Origin of the sequence: Curvivirga aplysinae (assembly GCF_009711445.1) — a bacterium.
GTDB lineage: Bacteria > Pseudomonadota > Alphaproteobacteria > UBA8366 > Aestuariispiraceae > Curvivirga > Curvivirga aplysinae.
On the sequence record NZ_SMMC01000137.1, the window covers coordinates 1 to 17,191 of the forward strand.

The 17,191-nt window shown below is 43.2% G+C and carries 15 protein-coding genes; 5 read left to right on the forward strand and 10 right to left on the reverse strand.

What is annotated here, in order from left to right:
• Positions 1–523 precede the first annotated feature (523 nt).
• Positions 524–790: a hypothetical protein gene (locus E1160_RS04645; protein ID WP_155153835.1), complete on the forward strand. Its 267-nt coding sequence runs from the start codon at positions 524–526 to the stop codon at positions 788–790.
• Positions 791–833: 43 nt separating this feature from the next.
• Here the strand turns inward: E1160_RS04645 and E1160_RS04650 are convergent, their stop codons facing one another.
• The 3 genes from E1160_RS04650 to purD are packed head-to-tail and all read right to left on the reverse strand — an operon-like array spanning position 834 to position 3,812.
• Positions 834–2,180 (reverse strand): TldD/PmbA family protein, encoded by a 1,347-nt coding sequence (locus E1160_RS04650; protein ID WP_155153836.1) that lies wholly within the window; start codon positions 2,178–2,180, stop codon positions 834–836.
• Between the two features lie 45 nt (positions 2,181–2,225).
• Positions 2,226–2,498: a hypothetical protein gene (locus E1160_RS04655; RefSeq protein WP_155153837.1), complete on the reverse strand. Its 273-nt coding sequence runs from the start codon at positions 2,496–2,498 to the stop codon at positions 2,226–2,228.
• Positions 2,499–2,528: 30 nt separating this feature from the next.
• A complete protein-coding gene (purD, locus tag E1160_RS04660) occupies positions 2,529–3,812 on the reverse strand; it encodes a phosphoribosylamine--glycine ligase (protein ID WP_155153838.1) in 1,284 nt (427 codons plus the stop codon).
• A 134-nt stretch (positions 3,813–3,946) separates the two neighbouring features.
• On the opposite strand from purD, the gene xseA reads away from it, so the two are divergent.
• Positions 3,947–5,536, forward strand: coding sequence for an exodeoxyribonuclease VII large subunit (gene xseA, locus E1160_RS04665; protein WP_155153839.1), 1,590 nt, complete (start codon positions 3,947–3,949; stop codon positions 5,534–5,536).
• Complete coding sequence (locus E1160_RS04670; RefSeq protein WP_235914046.1) at positions 5,511–6,353, forward strand: M23 family metallopeptidase; 843 nt, start codon at positions 5,511–5,513, stop codon at positions 6,351–6,353. The genes xseA and E1160_RS04670 overlap by 26 nt, the downstream gene beginning before the upstream one ends.
• Positions 6,354–6,366: 13 nt before the next feature.
• Here the strand turns inward: E1160_RS04670 and E1160_RS04675 are convergent, their stop codons facing one another.
• The 4 genes from E1160_RS04675 to E1160_RS04690 all read right to left on the reverse strand — a co-directional run bounded on the left by E1160_RS04675 (position 6,367) and on the right by E1160_RS04690 (position 11,196).
• Positions 6,367–6,993, reverse strand: coding sequence for a LysE family translocator (locus E1160_RS04675; RefSeq protein WP_155153840.1), 627 nt, complete (start codon positions 6,991–6,993; stop codon positions 6,367–6,369).
• Between the two features lie 9 nt (positions 6,994–7,002).
• Entirely contained in the window at positions 7,003–7,623 is a 621-nt protein-coding gene (locus E1160_RS04680) for a LysE family translocator (RefSeq protein WP_155153849.1), read from the reverse strand.
• A gap of 129 nt (positions 7,624–7,752) precedes the next feature.
• The gene (locus E1160_RS04685) at positions 7,753–9,144 is read right to left on the reverse strand and encodes a formimidoylglutamate deiminase (protein ID WP_155153841.1); all 1,392 of its coding nucleotides are present in this window, start codon (positions 9,142–9,144) and stop codon (positions 7,753–7,755) included.
• A gap of 156 nt (positions 9,145–9,300) precedes the next feature.
• Positions 9,301–11,196, reverse strand: coding sequence for a PhoX family protein (locus E1160_RS04690; protein ID WP_155153842.1), 1,896 nt, complete (start codon positions 11,194–11,196; stop codon positions 9,301–9,303).
• Between the two features lie 184 nt (positions 11,197–11,380).
• Here E1160_RS04690 and hutI point away from each other — a divergent pair, with 184 nt between their 5' ends.
• Positions 11,381–12,616 carry an imidazolonepropionase gene (gene hutI / locus E1160_RS04695; RefSeq protein WP_155153843.1) on the forward strand — a complete coding sequence of 412 codons (1,236 nt, stop codon included), beginning with the start codon at positions 11,381–11,383 and terminating at the stop codon, positions 12,614–12,616.
• A gap of 19 nt (positions 12,617–12,635) precedes the next feature.
• Here the strand turns inward: hutI and hutG are convergent, their stop codons facing one another.
• The gene (gene hutG / locus E1160_RS04700; RefSeq protein ID WP_155153844.1) at positions 12,636–13,433 is read right to left on the reverse strand and encodes an N-formylglutamate deformylase; all 798 of its coding nucleotides are present in this window, start codon (positions 13,431–13,433) and stop codon (positions 12,636–12,638) included.
• 95 nt (positions 13,434–13,528) lie between these two features.
• Here hutG and E1160_RS04705 point away from each other — a divergent pair, with 95 nt between their 5' ends.
• Positions 13,529–14,698, forward strand: coding sequence for a TauD/TfdA family dioxygenase (locus E1160_RS04705; protein ID WP_155153845.1), 1,170 nt, complete (start codon positions 13,529–13,531; stop codon positions 14,696–14,698).
• An 87-nt stretch (positions 14,699–14,785) separates the two neighbouring features.
• Here the strand turns inward: E1160_RS04705 and betA are convergent, their stop codons facing one another.
• Together betA and betI are read right to left on the reverse strand one after the other, a co-directional pair.
• Complete coding sequence (gene betA, locus E1160_RS04710; RefSeq protein WP_155153846.1) at positions 14,786–16,474, reverse strand: choline dehydrogenase; 1,689 nt, start codon at positions 16,472–16,474, stop codon at positions 14,786–14,788.
• A gap of 10 nt (positions 16,475–16,484) precedes the next feature.
• Positions 16,485–17,078: a choline-binding transcriptional repressor BetI gene (betI, locus tag E1160_RS04715; RefSeq protein WP_155153847.1), complete on the reverse strand. Its 594-nt coding sequence runs from the start codon at positions 17,076–17,078 to the stop codon at positions 16,485–16,487.
• Positions 17,079–17,191 lie beyond the last annotated feature (113 nt).

Genomic DNA, 17,191 nt, shown 5'->3' on the forward strand with positions numbered 1-17,191 from the left:
ATCGTATTGTTATATGGGGGAATAATTAATTTTGTTAGATGTTGTCAAAGTTGTTTTTACACTGCTGGTCGAGTTACTGGTTGATTTTATCATTTCTAGTCTTGCAAGTTGGAGTGAGAAAATAAGTAATGTATTGCGTTTACCACTAGTAATTTCTGATTTCTTTATAGTTTGTTTGATTGGCTTATTGATTTTTGGGCCGATTGTTTATTTCATATCAGGATTTGATATTATCTTTATATACATAATCCTAGGTGTATGGGGTGTTAGTCTTTTTCTACGCCTATTCACAATAGGTCTGGAGGTTTTGAAGCCTTATACACCTATAAGTTAATCATCCACGTTTAACTTCCTTAAAGCCATTTTTATTCGAAATGGTTTTGTTGTTTTGTTACAATCCTTTATTCAGCTATAGGTGTATTGATAATATTTTTGTTATCATAAGTAGTTATTTGTGGTAGTGTCAATTTTAAACGGTTGCAAAAAATAGATATGGATAGGCTGCTAGAGAGGGGGATTTGTTATGAATCGTCACAAAGCGAAAGTCCGCGATTATATCGCCCGAAGACTGAATACTAGTCGCATGCGGGCAGATATTTTATGGGGCGGCATTCTAATCGGGTTTAATTTTTTATTATGTAGCGTCGCAATTGATAATATCAATTATACCAAATTTGTTGGCTTAACTTTTGGTATTTACCTTGCCTATGTGGCACTGTTTTTAGCCATAGGTTTTCGCAATTTTGGGCGAAATTACTTCGAAAAAATAAGTGCTTATGAAGATGGGTAGTGCGAAATAAGAGGAAGAAAAAATCTTCCTCTTTTTATATTACCTATGCTCCGGCAATGGTCATGCCTTCGATGCGGATGGTTGGCGCATCCGTGCCATAACGGAAGGTGAGGTTATTAGCAGGGGTTAATTCAAGGAAGAGGTCCTTGAGGTTACCCGCGATGGTCATTTCATTCACCGGATAGGCTATTTCACCATTTTCGATCCAGAAACCAGCAGCACCTTGGCTGTAATCACCCGTGATCATATTGGCGCCATGGCCCATAATGCTTGTTACATAAAAACCGGATTTGATGTCTTTGATTAATTCTTCAGGGGAAAGCTCACCTGCTTCAATATAGGTATTCGTCGTGGATGGAGATGGGGCAGAGGCCGCACCGCGGCTGGCGTTGCCTGTGGATTCCATACCCAGTTGACGTGCGGTACGTAAATCCATAATCCATGTGGTCAGCATACCTTCATCTACAATATTTTTAGCAGCAGTTGGAAGACCTTCTGCATCAAAGGCTTTTGAACCATAGCCCCGTAAACGATGTGGGTCTTCTTTCAGGGTGATGTTTTTGCTCATGACCTGTTTGCCCAAACTGTCTTTTAAGAAGCTTGTACCGCGTGCGATGGAGGAACCGTTAATGGCGCCAAGCAAGCTGCTGGCGATACGCATGGAGACGCGTGTATCAAAAACAACTGGTGCCTGTATAGTAGGGCCTTTACGCGGATTTAATTTTTTAATCGCACGTTCAGATGCAGATTTTCCAACTTCTGCCGGATCGGTTAAATCATTGCCCCAAACCTTTGAGGAATAATCATAATCTGTTTCCATCCCTGTGCCTTCACCGGCAATGACGGATACACCAACGGAGCTACTAGAACTTTTAAACCCTGCAGAAAAACCATTACTTGCGGCCATAAAGATATCGGCAGAAGACCAGCTTGCAGAGGCGCCTTCGGAATTGGTTACACCTTCAACAGCAAGTGCTGCATCTTCACAGGTTTTTGCACGTTCCACCAAAGTTTCCGCAGATGGTTCTTCGGGATCAAAGGTTTCATAATCTGGCACGTCACCTGTGAATAACATATCTGGATCAGCCAAACCGATATAAGGATCTTCTGGGACAGTTTTTGCCATGGAAATCGCACGATCCACCAATTCATCCAAAGCTTTTTCCTTCCAGTCATTAGAAGAAACGATGGCCTGACTTTTACCAATAATGACGCGAAGGCCAAGATCATGGGCTTCGGATCGCTCTAGGCTTTCCATTTTACCAAGACGTTGTTCATGGCTAAGCGAAATAGCGGTTGCTGCAACTGCATCTGCTGCATCTGCACCTTTGGCTTTCGCTTTTTTCAACATGTCATCAAGGATATTTGCGATGTCTTGGTTTTGGCTCATGGATGGATCCTTAGAGGAAAGATTATGATTATCAATTTGAATTGGTTAGATGCTATGCATGATTGCAATAAAGGTAAAGCCAATGATTGCAATTGCCGCGAAGATTATTTGCAGGCGTGTGCGCCATATAGTTGTACGCCAATCCGGAAGACTGTCTGGGTCTTTATAGCTCACTTCATTTTGTTTCACTTTTCTACGATGCCATTTGGTCCATTTACCTGAACCTTTCAAGAGCAACGAGATAAAAACCAGACTTCCTAAGAAGAAAAGCAGCTCTATCGCCCCAAAATTTCTTAAAGTTTCAACAAAAGCATTCATAATCTAAGCGATCATTATTAATAGAAAGCTCTAAGCTTCTTCACGTTCAACAGCACGCCATCCGATATCGCGACGACAGAAGCCATTTTCCCAATCCACTTTATCAACGGCTTCATAAGCAATTTTTTGGGCTTCTTTGACTGTATTTCCACGTCCAACCACGTTTAATACACGCCCACCTGTTGCAAGAATTTCACCACTATCAGATTTTGCGGTGCCTGCATGGAAGATGGTCGTCGCCTCATTACTCGCAGCGATATCCAGATTTTTAATGACAGTATTTTTCTCATAAGAACCGGGATAGCCATTGGCAGCCAGCACAACGTTTAAGGCTGTCATGTCATGCCAATCAAGTTTATGGCCTTCTAATTCACCTTTTGACGCAGTTTCCAGAACCGGTACTAGATCAGACTTAAGGCGCATCATCAAAACCTGACACTCAGGGTCACCAAAGCGTGCGTTAAATTCAATAACACGTACACCTGTTTTAGTGATCATCAATCCAGCGAAAATAACGCCAATATAAGGTCGGCCTTCTGCAGCCAATCCGTCCGCCAAAGGTTGGATAACTTTTTCCATCACTTCCGTTTCGATCTCAGCAGTGGCAACGGGCGCAGGGGAATATGCGCCCATACCGCCTGTATTTGGGCCTTTGTCACCATCATAGACAGCTTTGTGATCTTGGGCAGAGGCCAGTGCCAATGTGTTTTTACCATCGCATAACGCAAAGAAGGAAAGTTCTTCACCTTCCATAAATTCTTCAACAACGATTTCGGAGCCTGCATCGCCAAAGACGCCACCTGTCATGGCATCATCTACTGCTTGTAAAGCCTCTTCTAATGTCATGGCAACTGTCACACCTTTGCCTGCTGCAAGGCCGTCTGTCTTCACAACGATAGGGGCACCTTGTTCCCGTATATAGGCTTTTGCGTCTTCTGGATTGGTGAAACGTGCATAGGCAGCGGTATCAATGCCATATTTAGCACAAATATCTTTCATAAAGCCTTTTGAGCCTTCAAGTTCTGCGGCCTTCGCGCTTGGTCCAAAGGCTAAAATGCCTGCATCCTGTAATTTGTCAGCAAGGCCAAGAACTAAGGGTGCTTCCGGCCCAATCACAACCAGATCAATAGCATTTTCTTTTGAAAAGCGGACAATTCCATCTACATCTTCGGCCTTGATAGCGATACATTCTGCGACGTCTTCGATACCCGCGTTGCCGGGGGCACAGTATAGTTTGTCGCATTTTTCAGATTTGGAAATTGCCCAACAAAGTGCATGTTCACGACCACCGGAACCAACCATCAAGATTTTCATGTATCAAAGACTCCCAAAAGGACAGGATGCTAAAATTATTTGCAGCTTTCTTTAACATGTGAGTCGCCGTTTGACCATGATTTAACACCCCTTTTCGCTTGGCGAGATAGGGGGATCACATTAGACTGCGTGACATGAGTGATCTTTTTTCAAAACCTGCCGCTAAACCTGTTTCCAATGTGCCTGAATTTTCGGTCACAGAATTAAGTTTTGAGCTGAAAAGAACAGTGGAAGGCGCCTTTTCCCATGTGCGTGTCCGTGGGGAAATTTCCGGTTTTAAGCGGGCGGCATCTGGCCATATGTATATGGCTTTAAAAGATGCCGATGCGGTTATGGATGCGATTTGCTGGAAAGGCAATGCCAGCCGTTTGGCGGTTCAACCTGAAGATGGGCTTGAAGTTGTCGCAACAGGTAAATTAACCACTTATCCCGGCCGATCAAAATATCAGATTGTCATTGAAACCATGGAAATGGCGGGTGAGGGGGCGCTTCTAAAGTTATTGGAAGAACGCAAGAAAAAACTTGCTGCTGAAGGTTTGTTTGATCCAGATCGAAAGAAAGAAATCCCATATTTACCCGAAGTTATCGGTATTGTGACGTCGCCGACAGGCGCCGTTATTCGAGATATTTTACATCGGTTGCAAGATCGTTTCCCCCGCCATGTGTTATTGTGGCCTGTGGTGGTTCAAGGCGATGGAGCTGCAGAAAAGATTGCAGCTGCGATAGATGGCTTTAATCAAGTAAGAGAGGGCGGTGACGTGCCGCGTCCTGACTTATTAATTGTCGCACGTGGTGGTGGTTCCCTTGAAGATTTATGGAGCTTTAATGAAGAAGTCGTTGTGCGCGCCACAGCCGCTAGTGATATTCCTGTTATTTCAGCGGTAGGGCATGAAACAGATACGACCTTGATTGATTTTGCCTCTGATCGTCGCGCACCTACGCCGACGGGGGCTGCGGAAATGGCTGTGCCCGTACGAGTGGATTTACTGGCGACAGTAAAAGATTTTGAACGTCGTCTTCTGTCAGCTCAAAGCAGAAGCTTGGATATGAAAACGCGCCATTTGGAAGGATTGTCTAGAGGGCTTCCAAAGCCGGATGCGTTATTACAAAATGTCACTCAGCGTCTGGATGATGTGGCTGATAAGCTGGATATCGGTTGGCGTTCCCGTCTACAGATAAGCCAACATAAGTTAGATCAACTGTCAGGTCGCTTGCGTAGTCCTGCGCAGTTATTGGACAGTAAAGCTGATAAATTAAGTTCAATGAATCAACGCCTTATTCAAGCCACAAAAGCTCTGCAATCTCGAAAATCTGATCGGTTCGAGGCCATGCGCCTTGGGGATCGGTTAGATCAAAGTTTTGAACGTTTACAAGAAAAACAGAAAAGCCGATTGGATCAATTAGCAATTCGCTTGGAAAATTTAAGCCATAAAAAGGTTTTAGAACGCGGGTTTGCAGTCATCCAGCGTCCTGATGGAAGTTTATTATCGTCGGTGAAAGCGGTTGAAGCGGGTGAAACAGTACAAGTGCAATTTGCAGATGGGCATGCAGATGCAGTGTTAGGTGTTGGAAGCTTTACCCAAGCAATGGAAGCTGTACGTCAACCGGATGTGAAGAAACGTAAAAAGAAAGAAAAGCCAGTTGAGGCTATAGAAGAAATAGAAACTTCTAAAAAAGCAAAGAAGAAGGATACCACAGATGATCGTCAAGACAGCTTGTTTTAAAGCCGTAACGTCAATTTTTGCAGGTGCGATGCTTTTTGTATCTCTTTCAACACAGGCAGCGGATCGAACAAAGCTTGATGGGAGGTTTATTCAAGGTGGCATGGTGATTGGTCAGACTGAGAAGGGTGCGAAGGTTACTTTTCAAGATCATGAATTATTATTGAGCGATGAGGGGCAGTTTGTTTTTGGATTTCACCGCGATGCACCGGAAAGTCAAAATCTAACGATTACCTATACTGATGGTAGTTCGGAAACTATTCCCATAGCGATTGAACAGCGAGAATATAATGTCCAACGGATTGACGGTTTGCCAAGTAAACAGGTTTCACCGCCGGAAGAGATTATGGTCCGTATCCGTGATGATAATCGTCAAATTGGTGAGGCACGTGCCAATATTACTGATGAAGATTGGTATTTAGAAGATTTTATTTGGCCATCCGTTGGACCCATTTCAGGTATCTATGGATCTCAACGTATCTTAAATGGTCAACCGCGTCAGCCGCATTACGGCATTGATATTGCCCTGCCAACAGGATCGCCAGTGGTCGCGCCTGCATCCGGTATTATCCGTCTTGTTCATGATGATATGTATTTTTCCGGCGGCACGTTATTTCTGGATCATGGGGCAGGTTTGATGTCTGCGTTTTTGCATCTCAGCAAAATCCATGTGAAAGAAGGACAATTTGTAAAACAAGGTGAGTTAATCGCAGATATCGGTGCGACGGGTCGTGTGACAGGGGCACATCTTGACTGGCGAATAAACTGGTTTGAAAATCGTATCGATCCAGCTTTACTGGTGCCACCAATGCCAAAGTAAGGTTAGCGATCTTTTATTCGATTGAACTTGAAAGAATTTTTGTTCCTGCTGCGCCAAAGGCAAGGGCAAAAAAGGCCTCAAACCATCTTTTCAGTTTGTTATAAGTAAGTACCATCGGTTTACTCGAAAACAATAAGGCGTAGGTAATAAAGATGGTAATACCTTGTGTGCAAACCGCACCAATCACAATTAAAATTGTTTCAATTGACGGATTTGCAGGCAAACCGATTGAAAAAAGAGAGCCAAAAAATAAAACGGCTTTTGGATTGGTTAAGTGAATAGCCAACCCCTTAGCATAGGCTTTTTTCGGTGAGATATACTTGCTACTAGTTTCAAACGCCTTTGAGGGCGATATAGCAGACCGCGCAGATTTATAAGCAAGATATAAAAGGTAACTTGCCCCCACATATCTGGCGATATCAAACGCCCAGGCATTCGCATGCATCAAGGCACCCAATCCAAGTGCTGCCGAAAATGCCCATGTGAGGGAACCTGTCGAAATACCAAAGGCAAGTGCTAATCCTGATTTACGACCTGAACTCATTGATGCATTGGCTATGGCAAGTGTGGCAGGACCGGGGCTTGCGGCGGCGATAACTGAGGCAGCCAGAATGAGTGTAAGGTTTAATTCTTCAGGCATATCTTTTCATTATCCCATCAACATAAAAGGTACTGTCGCAACAATTAAGGTTGCCATGATATAGTTGAAAATACGTAAATGCTTTTCATCTTTCATCCAGCGACGTAATGCCGACCCAAAACTCGTCCAAATCAAAATACATGGTACGCCAAAGAATAATACAACAAGCAGAGTAACAGCTGCGTCATTGGCTAGATTGTCTGATTGTAACCCGAATGCGGAAGAAAAAGTAACCGCCATCATCCATGCTTTTGGGTTAATCCATTGGAACAGGGCTGCTTCAATGAAGGTAAGCGGTTTTGCTTTGCTTTCTACTTTCCCTACACCTGCGGCTGTCCCGATACGATAGGCAAGATAAAGTAAGTAGGCACTACCTGCATAGGTCAGGATGCTTTGCAGTAATGGAAAAATGGTAAAAAGCTGCCCTAATCCCATACATGCCATCAACACCATAAATAAAAATCCAAGGGCAACACCTGCTGCATGGGGAACTGTGCGTTGCAAACCAAAGTTTAAACCAGATGCTGCAAGCATCAGATTGTTTGGGCCCGGTGTGACAGAGGCGACAAAGACAAAATTCGCCAACGGTAACAACGCAACATTTGTAAAACTGCTGAAATCAATAGCCATCATTTGTCTCCTTTTAGCTGCCCTTAATGTATCAATTTGATGTGGAAAGGATCACCGGAAAGGAGGTGTTAGTCAATTATGCTGACCCAATTTTATTGCACCCATACAATAACTTAGCTGATTTTACAGTTAGTTAGATTTCAACTTTTTTAATGTGCGAAGGAAATTTTGAGTGATTTTTTCTTCGCTTTCATGTTGGCCATTCTTGATCAACTGTCGACCTGCAACGAAGGTGTCACAGACTAGATTTTCATTTCCGTTAAAGAGGAAGGCATCAAGAATAGTATCACCTTCCAACCCATATAGATCAGGCTTTTGATCATCAAGTACTAAGAAGTCTGCACGTTTTCCAACTGCTAACTCACCAGAGTTTAGGGCTAATGCTTGAGCTCCACCTTGTGCAGATTCACACCATAATTTGCGCCCAACTGAGGCGGTGTTCTCATCTGCGCAAACTGCACGTGCTTGATGTATCAAGCGTTGTCCATATTCAAGAAGACGAATTTCTTCAACGGGGGAGCGACTTACATGGCTATCACTACCGACACCGTAACGCCCGTCCTGTTTTAAAAAGTCAACCATTGGATAGATACCATCACCAAGATTGCCTTCTGTGGTTGGGCAGATGCCAGCAACGGCCTTACTTTTTGCGATTTGGGTGACTTCCTGATCGGTCAGATGGGTGGCATGGATTAAGCACCAACGTTCATCAACGGATAATTGATCATATAGCAATTCAACAGGCCGCTTGCCTTTTGAAGAAATACAATCATTCACTTCCTTCATTTGTTCAGCGATATGGATATGAATTGGCGCGTTTGGATTATGTTGATGCAACATATTTTGCATATCTTTCAGCATAGATGTGCTGACCGCGCGCAAGCTATGGGGGGCAACACCCACATGGGTGTTATATCCATATTCCTCTTGTGTGGCTGTATTTTCGGTTTCCATGATGATCTTCATAATCATCTCTGGATCTGTTTTAAAGCGCGCCTGCGCCGGGGCGAGATCACTCTCGTCAAAGCCTGCATAGGCGTAGAGAACAGGCAGATGGGTCAGGGCAATTCCGGTTGCTTTAGCTGCATTTACAATTTGGTGGCTATGTTCGGCAAGATTATCATAATGTTTTCCACCTATGGCATGATGTAGGTAATGAAATTCCCCCACACTTGCATAGCCATATTTTAAACATTCAAGGTAAAGCTGTGCCGCAATGGCTTGAACATCCTCTGCTGTGATCTTTGCCAGAAAATTATACATAATCTCACGCCAGCTCCAGAAAGATTCTTTTCCTTTTTCCCGACGCTCGCTTAAACCAGCCATGGCACGTTGAAAGGCATGAGAATGCAGATTATGCATGGCTGGAATAATCGGACCAGCTGCTTTGTTTTTAGAAACAGTATGAGGTTCATTATCGATTGAGGTTATGACGCCATTTTGGTCCCATGATAGCGTGACATTTTTGGCCCAACCATCTGAGAGCAAAATTGTTTCGGCAAAGATAGAATTGATTGTCATAAGATGAACCTCAGTAAACATGCGATTTTATTTAGTTGTATATACAAGATAGATTCGAATGCAAGGCAAAATAAAAGCTCCCCCTTCATTTTATAGAAGGTAGGAGCTTTATTGTGTTTCTAGCGACTAATATGTGCTGGAAACCAGCAGTTATTCTTATCCAAATGCTTTGCCATCTTCACGACGAATGGCAATGACTGCTGAACGCGGCACAGCGTTACCACCCTCTGGGAAATGGCTATCGCCTTTTTCACCTGGATGTTGGATACCAACAAACATTGTAGATTTGTCTGCACTCCAAGTTGCACCAGTTACTTCACATTCTTTTGGACCAACCATGAAACGTTGGATTTCGCCTGTTTCTGGATTACCCACTAACATTTGGTTGTTACCCATACCAGCAAAGTCGTCTTTGTTGCTGTATTTGCCATCTGTTTGGATCCAAAGTTTTCCTTTGCTGTCAAATACAAGACCATCTGGGGAATTAAACATATTTTCAGCTGTGATATTTTTGGAGCCTGCATATGCATCAGAATGCACAGTTGGGTTGCCTGCAATGGCAAATAATGTCCATTTGAAGTCAGAATCTGCATGATTGCCAGAAACTGGTTCCCAGCGAACAATTTGACCATAGTTGTTTTTTGCACGCGGGTTTGGTCCACCAACTGGTGTTTCATCTCCGCCCGCATTTGGTTTTACACCACGGTTTTTGTTGTTGGTTAGGCAACAGAACGCTTCGGCTTTAAGCGGGTTTGCAGCGACCCACTCTGGACGGTCCATGGTTGTTGCGCCAACTTTGGAAGCTGCAATACGTGTATTGATTGCGATTTCTGCTTCGGTCATGCCTGTTGATGCTGGTGTTAAGGCAATCCATTGACCTGTGAAGTCGTCCGCGAATTTGGCAACATAAAGTTGGCCTTCTTCCAATAGGTTTGTGTTGTTACCACCCTCAGAATACTTGTTCTTAGACACAAATTTGTAGAGAAACTCACCGCGTTCATCATCACCAAGATAAACTACAACATGGTTGTCTTTGGAAATCACGACCTCTGCGTTTTCATGTTTAAAACGACCTAGAGCAGTACGTTTTTTTGGCGTTGAGGAGGGATCAAATGGATCAATTTCAACGATGTAACCTGCACGGTTTGGTTCATTTGGGTTTTTGGAAATGTCGAAACGCTCATCTTGTTTCGCCCAAGCATAACCCCAGTCTTTGTGTTTAACGCCATAACGCTTCATTTCTGCGCTACGTTCATAGTTTTCATCACTGCTAGAGAAATAGCCGTTGAAGTTTTCTTCACATGCCAAATATGTGCCCCATGGTGTACGACCGTTACCACAGTTATTCCATGTACCAAGGGATTTGGTACCAGTTGGATCTGCTTTTGTTTTTAACAGGTCATGACCTCGTGCAGGGCCTGTAATATCCATAGGGGAATCGGCCGTGATACGACGGTTATACTTGGAATCTTTTACAATTTTCCAGTCATCACCGTTTTGCATGATTTCTACAACAGAGACACCATGTGCATTTTTGCCTTTCAAGATATCATCTTGAGTTTCAGGTAATTTGCTTTCACGGTTACCATACATGATACTGCGGTTTGTATATTCGTTATTTACAACAAGGATATCTTTCCCATCATGTTGGAATAGGGACATACCGTCATTGTTATCACCAAAGCTACGTGCCTGACTTGCAGCTGTACCACGTGTTACATGATCAAAATCTGCGGCATCAGACCATAATGGATCACCCCAACGTGCGACAACTTGCCATTTGTAACCTTCTGGCACTGTTACTGTGTCTGCGGTGGAGATGCCAACTGGTTTAAAACCCATTGCATGATGTGCAGCATTGGAAGTCGCAGGTGTTAGAGCTGTTCCACCCATAACAAAAGCTGTTGCGCCAAATGCCAATCCGCCTTTTAGGAAGTCGCGGCGGGATGCTGCTGCTTCAACTACATAGTCAAATCCTGTTACCTCTGGCCCTGGGTTATCGATTTCATCAAATTCGTCGAAAGAAAGATCATCATTTTCGATAATAGACATCTCTTAGATCCTGTAAAAAGTTTTAGTTGAGTATTGCACATTGATGCGCTTGAAGCGGGAAGGCTATTCAGGAAATGTTACAATTGTATGCCATTTTTGTGATATTCGAAGAAATGGATTGAAAAAGAGATAGATAAAATTTACTTGTATATACAATAGTGTTCAGAGATGAGAGGCAATTCAGATGTGGCAGCATTTATGGGTTAATATTTCCATCGCGACGATGACCGAAAATCAACATAATATGGGATATGGAAACGCCTATGGCATGATTGAAGATGGGGCATTTGCAATAAATGATGGTGAAATAGTCTATGTCGGTAAAGAGTCTGATTTGCCAAAGAAGGCTGATGAACTTGCCTATCACGTCCATGATGGAAATGGCGCTTGCATAACGCCTGGCTTAGTCGATTGTCATACGCATCTGGTTTATGGCGGGAATCGAGCTACGGAATTTGAGATGCGTCTTAAAGGCGCTAGCTATGAGGAAATTGCGAAAGCGGGTGGGGGAATCGTGTCCACTGTGTCTAATACGCGTGCAGCATCCGAAGATGAACTCTATCAGTCTGCGCATAAACGACTGTCCCGATTAATGGAAGAAGGTGTTACCACCGTTGAAGTTAAATCGGGCTATGGTCTGGACACTGAAAATGAATCCAAAATGTTGCGTGTTGCCCGGAAGTTAGGTTCGGACTTACCTGTGGATGTGAAGACAACATTTCTTGGTGCACATGCTTTACCCGCTGAATTTAAAGATCGGGAAGATGAATATATTTCAGTGGTATGTGATGAAATGCTTCCAACTGCAGTCAGTGAAGGACTTGTTGATTGTGTTGATGCTTTTTGTGAAGGAATTGCCTTTAATCCGGAACAAACAGCGCGTGTTTTTGATGCTGCCAAGAAACATAACCTTCCGGTAAAACTGCATGCTGATCAATTATCAGATTTGAATGGTGCTGGTCTTGCTGCGCGTTATCATGCTTTATCTGCGGATCATCTGGAATATACAAATGAAGACGCTGTGAAAGCGATGGCAGCATCTGGCACTGTTGCAGTCCTTTTGCCGGGCGCCTTTTATGTATTGAAGGAAACAAAACTTCCACCCATGGAGGCATTTAGAAATCATAATGTTCCAATTGCCTTGGCAACTGATTCTAATCCAGGCTCTTCGCCGGTGACATCTATATTGTTAATGTTGAGTATGGGGTGCCGTTATTTTGCATTAACCCCAGAAGAAGCTTTTAAAGGTATCACCGCTAATGGGGCAAAGGCACTAGGGGTTTTTGATCAAGTTGGCAGTCTGGATATTGGGAAAACAGCGGATTTTGTAATTTGGGATATACAAACGCCAGCGGAACTTGCCTATAATGTTGGCGCAAATCCAGCATTGGCTGTTTATAAGGATGGGGTTCAACGATAACCCCATCATTCTTTTGCGTTTAATTTGTTGGTTTAAAGTCTAACATCGCTGAAATCAGGTCTTTTAAATAAGGTGTGCAAGCATCAACCTTGTCTTGGATAAGGTTAAATGGCGCGTCTTCATTCATATAAGTGATCTGAGATTGTTCTAATTGTACGGCGTGAATATTGTTTTCAGGATCCCCATAATGGCGGGTGATATGCCCGCCTTTAAATCGGCCATTAAACACATGACTGAAATCTTTATGTGCATTTGCGACTTCTTTTAACTTATTTGCGAGCAAATTATCGCAAGACGTATCATCCGCAGTACCAAAATTCATATCAGGAAGCTGTCCATCAAAGAAGCGTGGTACTTGAGACCGGATGGAATGTGCATCCCACAATAACGCATATCCATACTTTTCCTTTATCGCAGTCAGTGTGGAAGTCAACTTGTTGTGGTAAGGGCGCCAGTAAAGGTCTACACGACGTTGAATTTCTTCGTTATTTGGTAAAAATTGATCCGCAGCATATAGATGATCTTTGGCAAAACTATCGATCGGAGATAAGCCTGTTGTGTCTTGGCCGGGATATAGGTTCTGATCGTCATGAGGTCGATTTAAATCAACCACATAGCGGCTATGCGTCGCGTTTAAGATTGATACGCCCATCTCTTTGGCAAAGTCGTATAACTTATGTATATGCCAATCGCTATCCACACTCTCTTTCCCCACCTTTGTCATATGACAGGAAATATCGTCAGGAATATAGCTACCTGCATGAGGGGCACTGATTAGAAGAGGGCTGTCGCCTTGATGAAATTCAAATATATTCATAATCTGTGATATAACGAAATTAGGGTCATGAGAAAACGCGATTTTATTTTTTTCTGGCCTGTGAATGCTAAAATATTTTAAGGAAAAAGCAATTGATGACACATCTTAAGAAGGAAGAAGAAAAGATGAGAGATCAGGTTTCCTTGAAGTCTTTAACAGCTTCAGACATGGCCTTGAGTATAGAGTTTTCGACCGGTTTGGAAAGCCGTTTTCACTGGCTTTGGTTGCGAGAGAATTGCCATTGTGCTGAATGTCATCACCCACAAACGTGGGAACGCATTGTTGATACATTTAAAATTGATCCCAAAATCAAAGCAAAATCTTATGAATTAACATCCGAAGGCACTATTCTTTCACTGACATGGCCAGATGGTCATAAGACGGAAATTAAGGCTGGTTGGTTGATAGATCATGCTTATGATGGGCATCGTGTGAGTAATGGTTTACCTGAGATTAAATATTGGTCCACAGAAAATTTGGGCGAACGTCCTTCTGTTGAAGCTGCTGATGTGTTGGATAGCGAAGAGGGCCTCAAAGAATTTATTACTCAACTACGTGTTTATGGTTTCAGTATTGTAAAGAATCTTGCGCCGGAAATGGGTAAGGTTGAAGAATTGGCCAAACGTGTGGGCTATTTACGCGATACTCATTTTGGGATTGATTTTACGGTCGAGTCAAAACCAGACCCAAATAACGTAGCTTATACATCTGTAGAACTTAAAGCTCATACAGATTTGCCGAATTTGGAATCCCCTCCAGGTATTCAATTCCTACATTGCTTGCAATTTGAGGCAACAGGCGGAGAGAGTATCTTGGTTGATGGGTTTGCTGTGGCAGATCAACTCCGTAAAGAAAATCCGAAGGCTTATGATGATTTGACCCGTATTCCTGTGAATTATCGTTTCGTGGATAAAGAATGGGATTTGCGCTGGAACAGCCCAGCCATTCGCTTGGACTATAATGGTGAAATGGAAGAAATCCGCTATCACAATGCGTTAACTGCAACGCGTGAAGCAGGCTTTGATGACATGACCGCGATCTATGAAGGCCTGCGTGCTTATACCGAGGTATTACGTCGTCCGGAATTTGAATTGAAATTTAAATTGGAGCCCGGCGAAGTGATGGTATTCCATAACCGTCGTGTTTTACATGGCCGTGGTGAGTTCGATCCTAATAGTGGCCCACGTATGTTGCGTGGATGTTATGTGGATTGCGATCAGGCATGGAGTAAGCTTCGTGTTTTGCAAGGCATGAACCATTTATAAGTTCAGATAGCAGTTCTCCCAGACTGTAAAATAAAAGGCCGGAAGATTTCTTCCGGCCTTTCTTTATTAGAAACACAATTGGTTAAATTAGACATCTAATTCACGTAAAGGCTTACCTTCGCGTTGACGTGTTTCCCATTGATCATCAATCCAAACAGCCGCATTACTTGGGGCAAGCATGCCATTGCCTTTGATGATATCCGCGGCACGTTCACCCACCATAATAGTTGGGGAGTTCAAGTTACCGTTCGGAATTGTTGGGAAGATTGAGCTGTCCACGACACGTAAAGAGTCAATTCCTCGTACTTTACATTCACTATCCAATACAGCCATTGGGTCACTATCTGAACCCATTGGACATGTACAAGATGCATGATAAGCACTTTCGGCATTTTCACGAATCCATGCATCAATCTCGTCGTCCGATTTGATGTCAAGCCCCGGTTGGATTTCTTCACCGCGATATTTATCCATCGCAGGTTGGTTTAGGATTTCACGACTTAGACGAATACATGCACGGAAAGCTTCTCGGTCATCTTCATGTTCATTATAGTTAAACAACATGGCTGGCTTTTCACGCGGGTCAGCAGATTTAGTTTTGATCCAACCACGGCTTTTTGGTTTGTTAGGGCCAACATGAACTTGATATCCGTGACCAGCAAATGCAGCATTACCATCGTAACGCATAGCTGCTGGAAGGAAGTGATACTGAATGTCAGGCCATTTTATGCCTGCTTTAGAACGGATAAATGCACATGATTCAAAATGGTTTGTTGCGCCTAAACCGGTTTTATTCAAAATCCAGCGAGTTCCGATTAAACCTTTAGAGAATAGATTTAATTTGGAATTCAAAGAGATAGGTTCTTTACATTCATATTGGAAATAAACTTCCAAGTGATCTTGCATATTGCCACCGACACCCGGCAATTCGTGTTGAACTTCAATGCCTGCATCTTTCAAAACGTCAGATGGGCCAATGCCGGACATTTGTAGGATATGAGGTGATCCCACAGAACCTGCAGAAAGGATAACTTCACGATTTGCACTAACGGTTTTGACTTGGCCGTTTACAGAATACTCAATACCTGTGGCTTTTTTGCCATCCAATATCACCTTATGGGTGAGGGCATTGGTAATAACTTTCAAGTTTGGACGTTTCATTGCAGGTTTTAGATAAGCGTTGGCCGTGGACCAACGTACACCATTTTTCACGGTCATATCCATGCGACAGAAACCTTCTTGACGTTCACCGTTATAATCAGGTGTTGCGGCATATCCAGCTTCTTCACCAGCTTTGATGAAGGCTTTATAAAGCGGGTTTTTCATATCGTTACCGTTACAGGTATTTAACGGGCCCGTTCCACCACGATATTCATCTTCGCCATAGGCGCAATTTTCTGCCTTGTGGAAATAGGGTAAGCAATTGGCATAAGACCAGTTTTGAGCACCATTTTCTTCCCATTCGTCAAAATCCATCGCATGGCCACGCACATAGACCATGCCATTGATGGAGGAACCTCCACCCAACACTTTACCTCTTGGGCAATGCATGCGGCGATTATTCATATATGGTTCTGGCTCTGACTCAAAAAACCAATTGAATTTTTCCATATTCATTGGAATAGACAGGGCTGTCGGCATTTGAACAAAGATACTGTTATCTTTGCCACCAAATTCCAAAACCAAAACTTTTACGCTTGGATCTTCCGTCAAACGGTTTGCCAAGACACAGCCGGCTGAACCTGCGCCGACAATGATATAGTCGAAATTTTCCATGACCTTAACCCTATTTAATGCCATATGCGGCAAGTTGCGTTCTTAAGTAATCTTTTGTCATCTCCCGCGCCTTGGACGGGCCCATAAGGCTTGGATGAACAGCACATCTGACCCATAGTCCATCCATCATAACTGCTAGTCCTAATGCGGATTTTCTAGCTTGTTTACGATCCGGGATCAGCTGGCAGAAATCATATCTCAAATTACTAAGAAGACGTTTTTCATTAACACGTTGCAGGCGGCGGAACCCTTCTGAATGAGGGACCTGTGCCCAGAAAGCTAGCCAAGCTGTTAAAGCTTGTTGACTAAAGAAATCCTCTGCAAAATTTGCATGGATAACAGATTCTATACGTTCAATTGGGGATTTGGATCGACGAAGACCATCAATGGTTACCATTCGTAAATCTTCTAGCAATTGTCGCATAGTGGCATCGAGAAGCTCATTTTTACCACCAAAATAGTGATGAATGATACCTGGTGAAACACCAGCGATTGCCCCGATCTCTTTGACAGTCGTCGCAGCATAGCCTTGTTGATGAATGGACGTCACCGTCGCTTCGATCAATTGTTTCTTTCTAATTGGTTCCATTCCCACTTTAGGCATGGTAATAAAATCTCCCACTTACCAATCTGTTTACAATCGTATTTGTTTTTTATTGAACGGTCAATCAAAGAAAAATTGGCCTATTGTTTATTTTTGCTTATGCTTAAGACTTA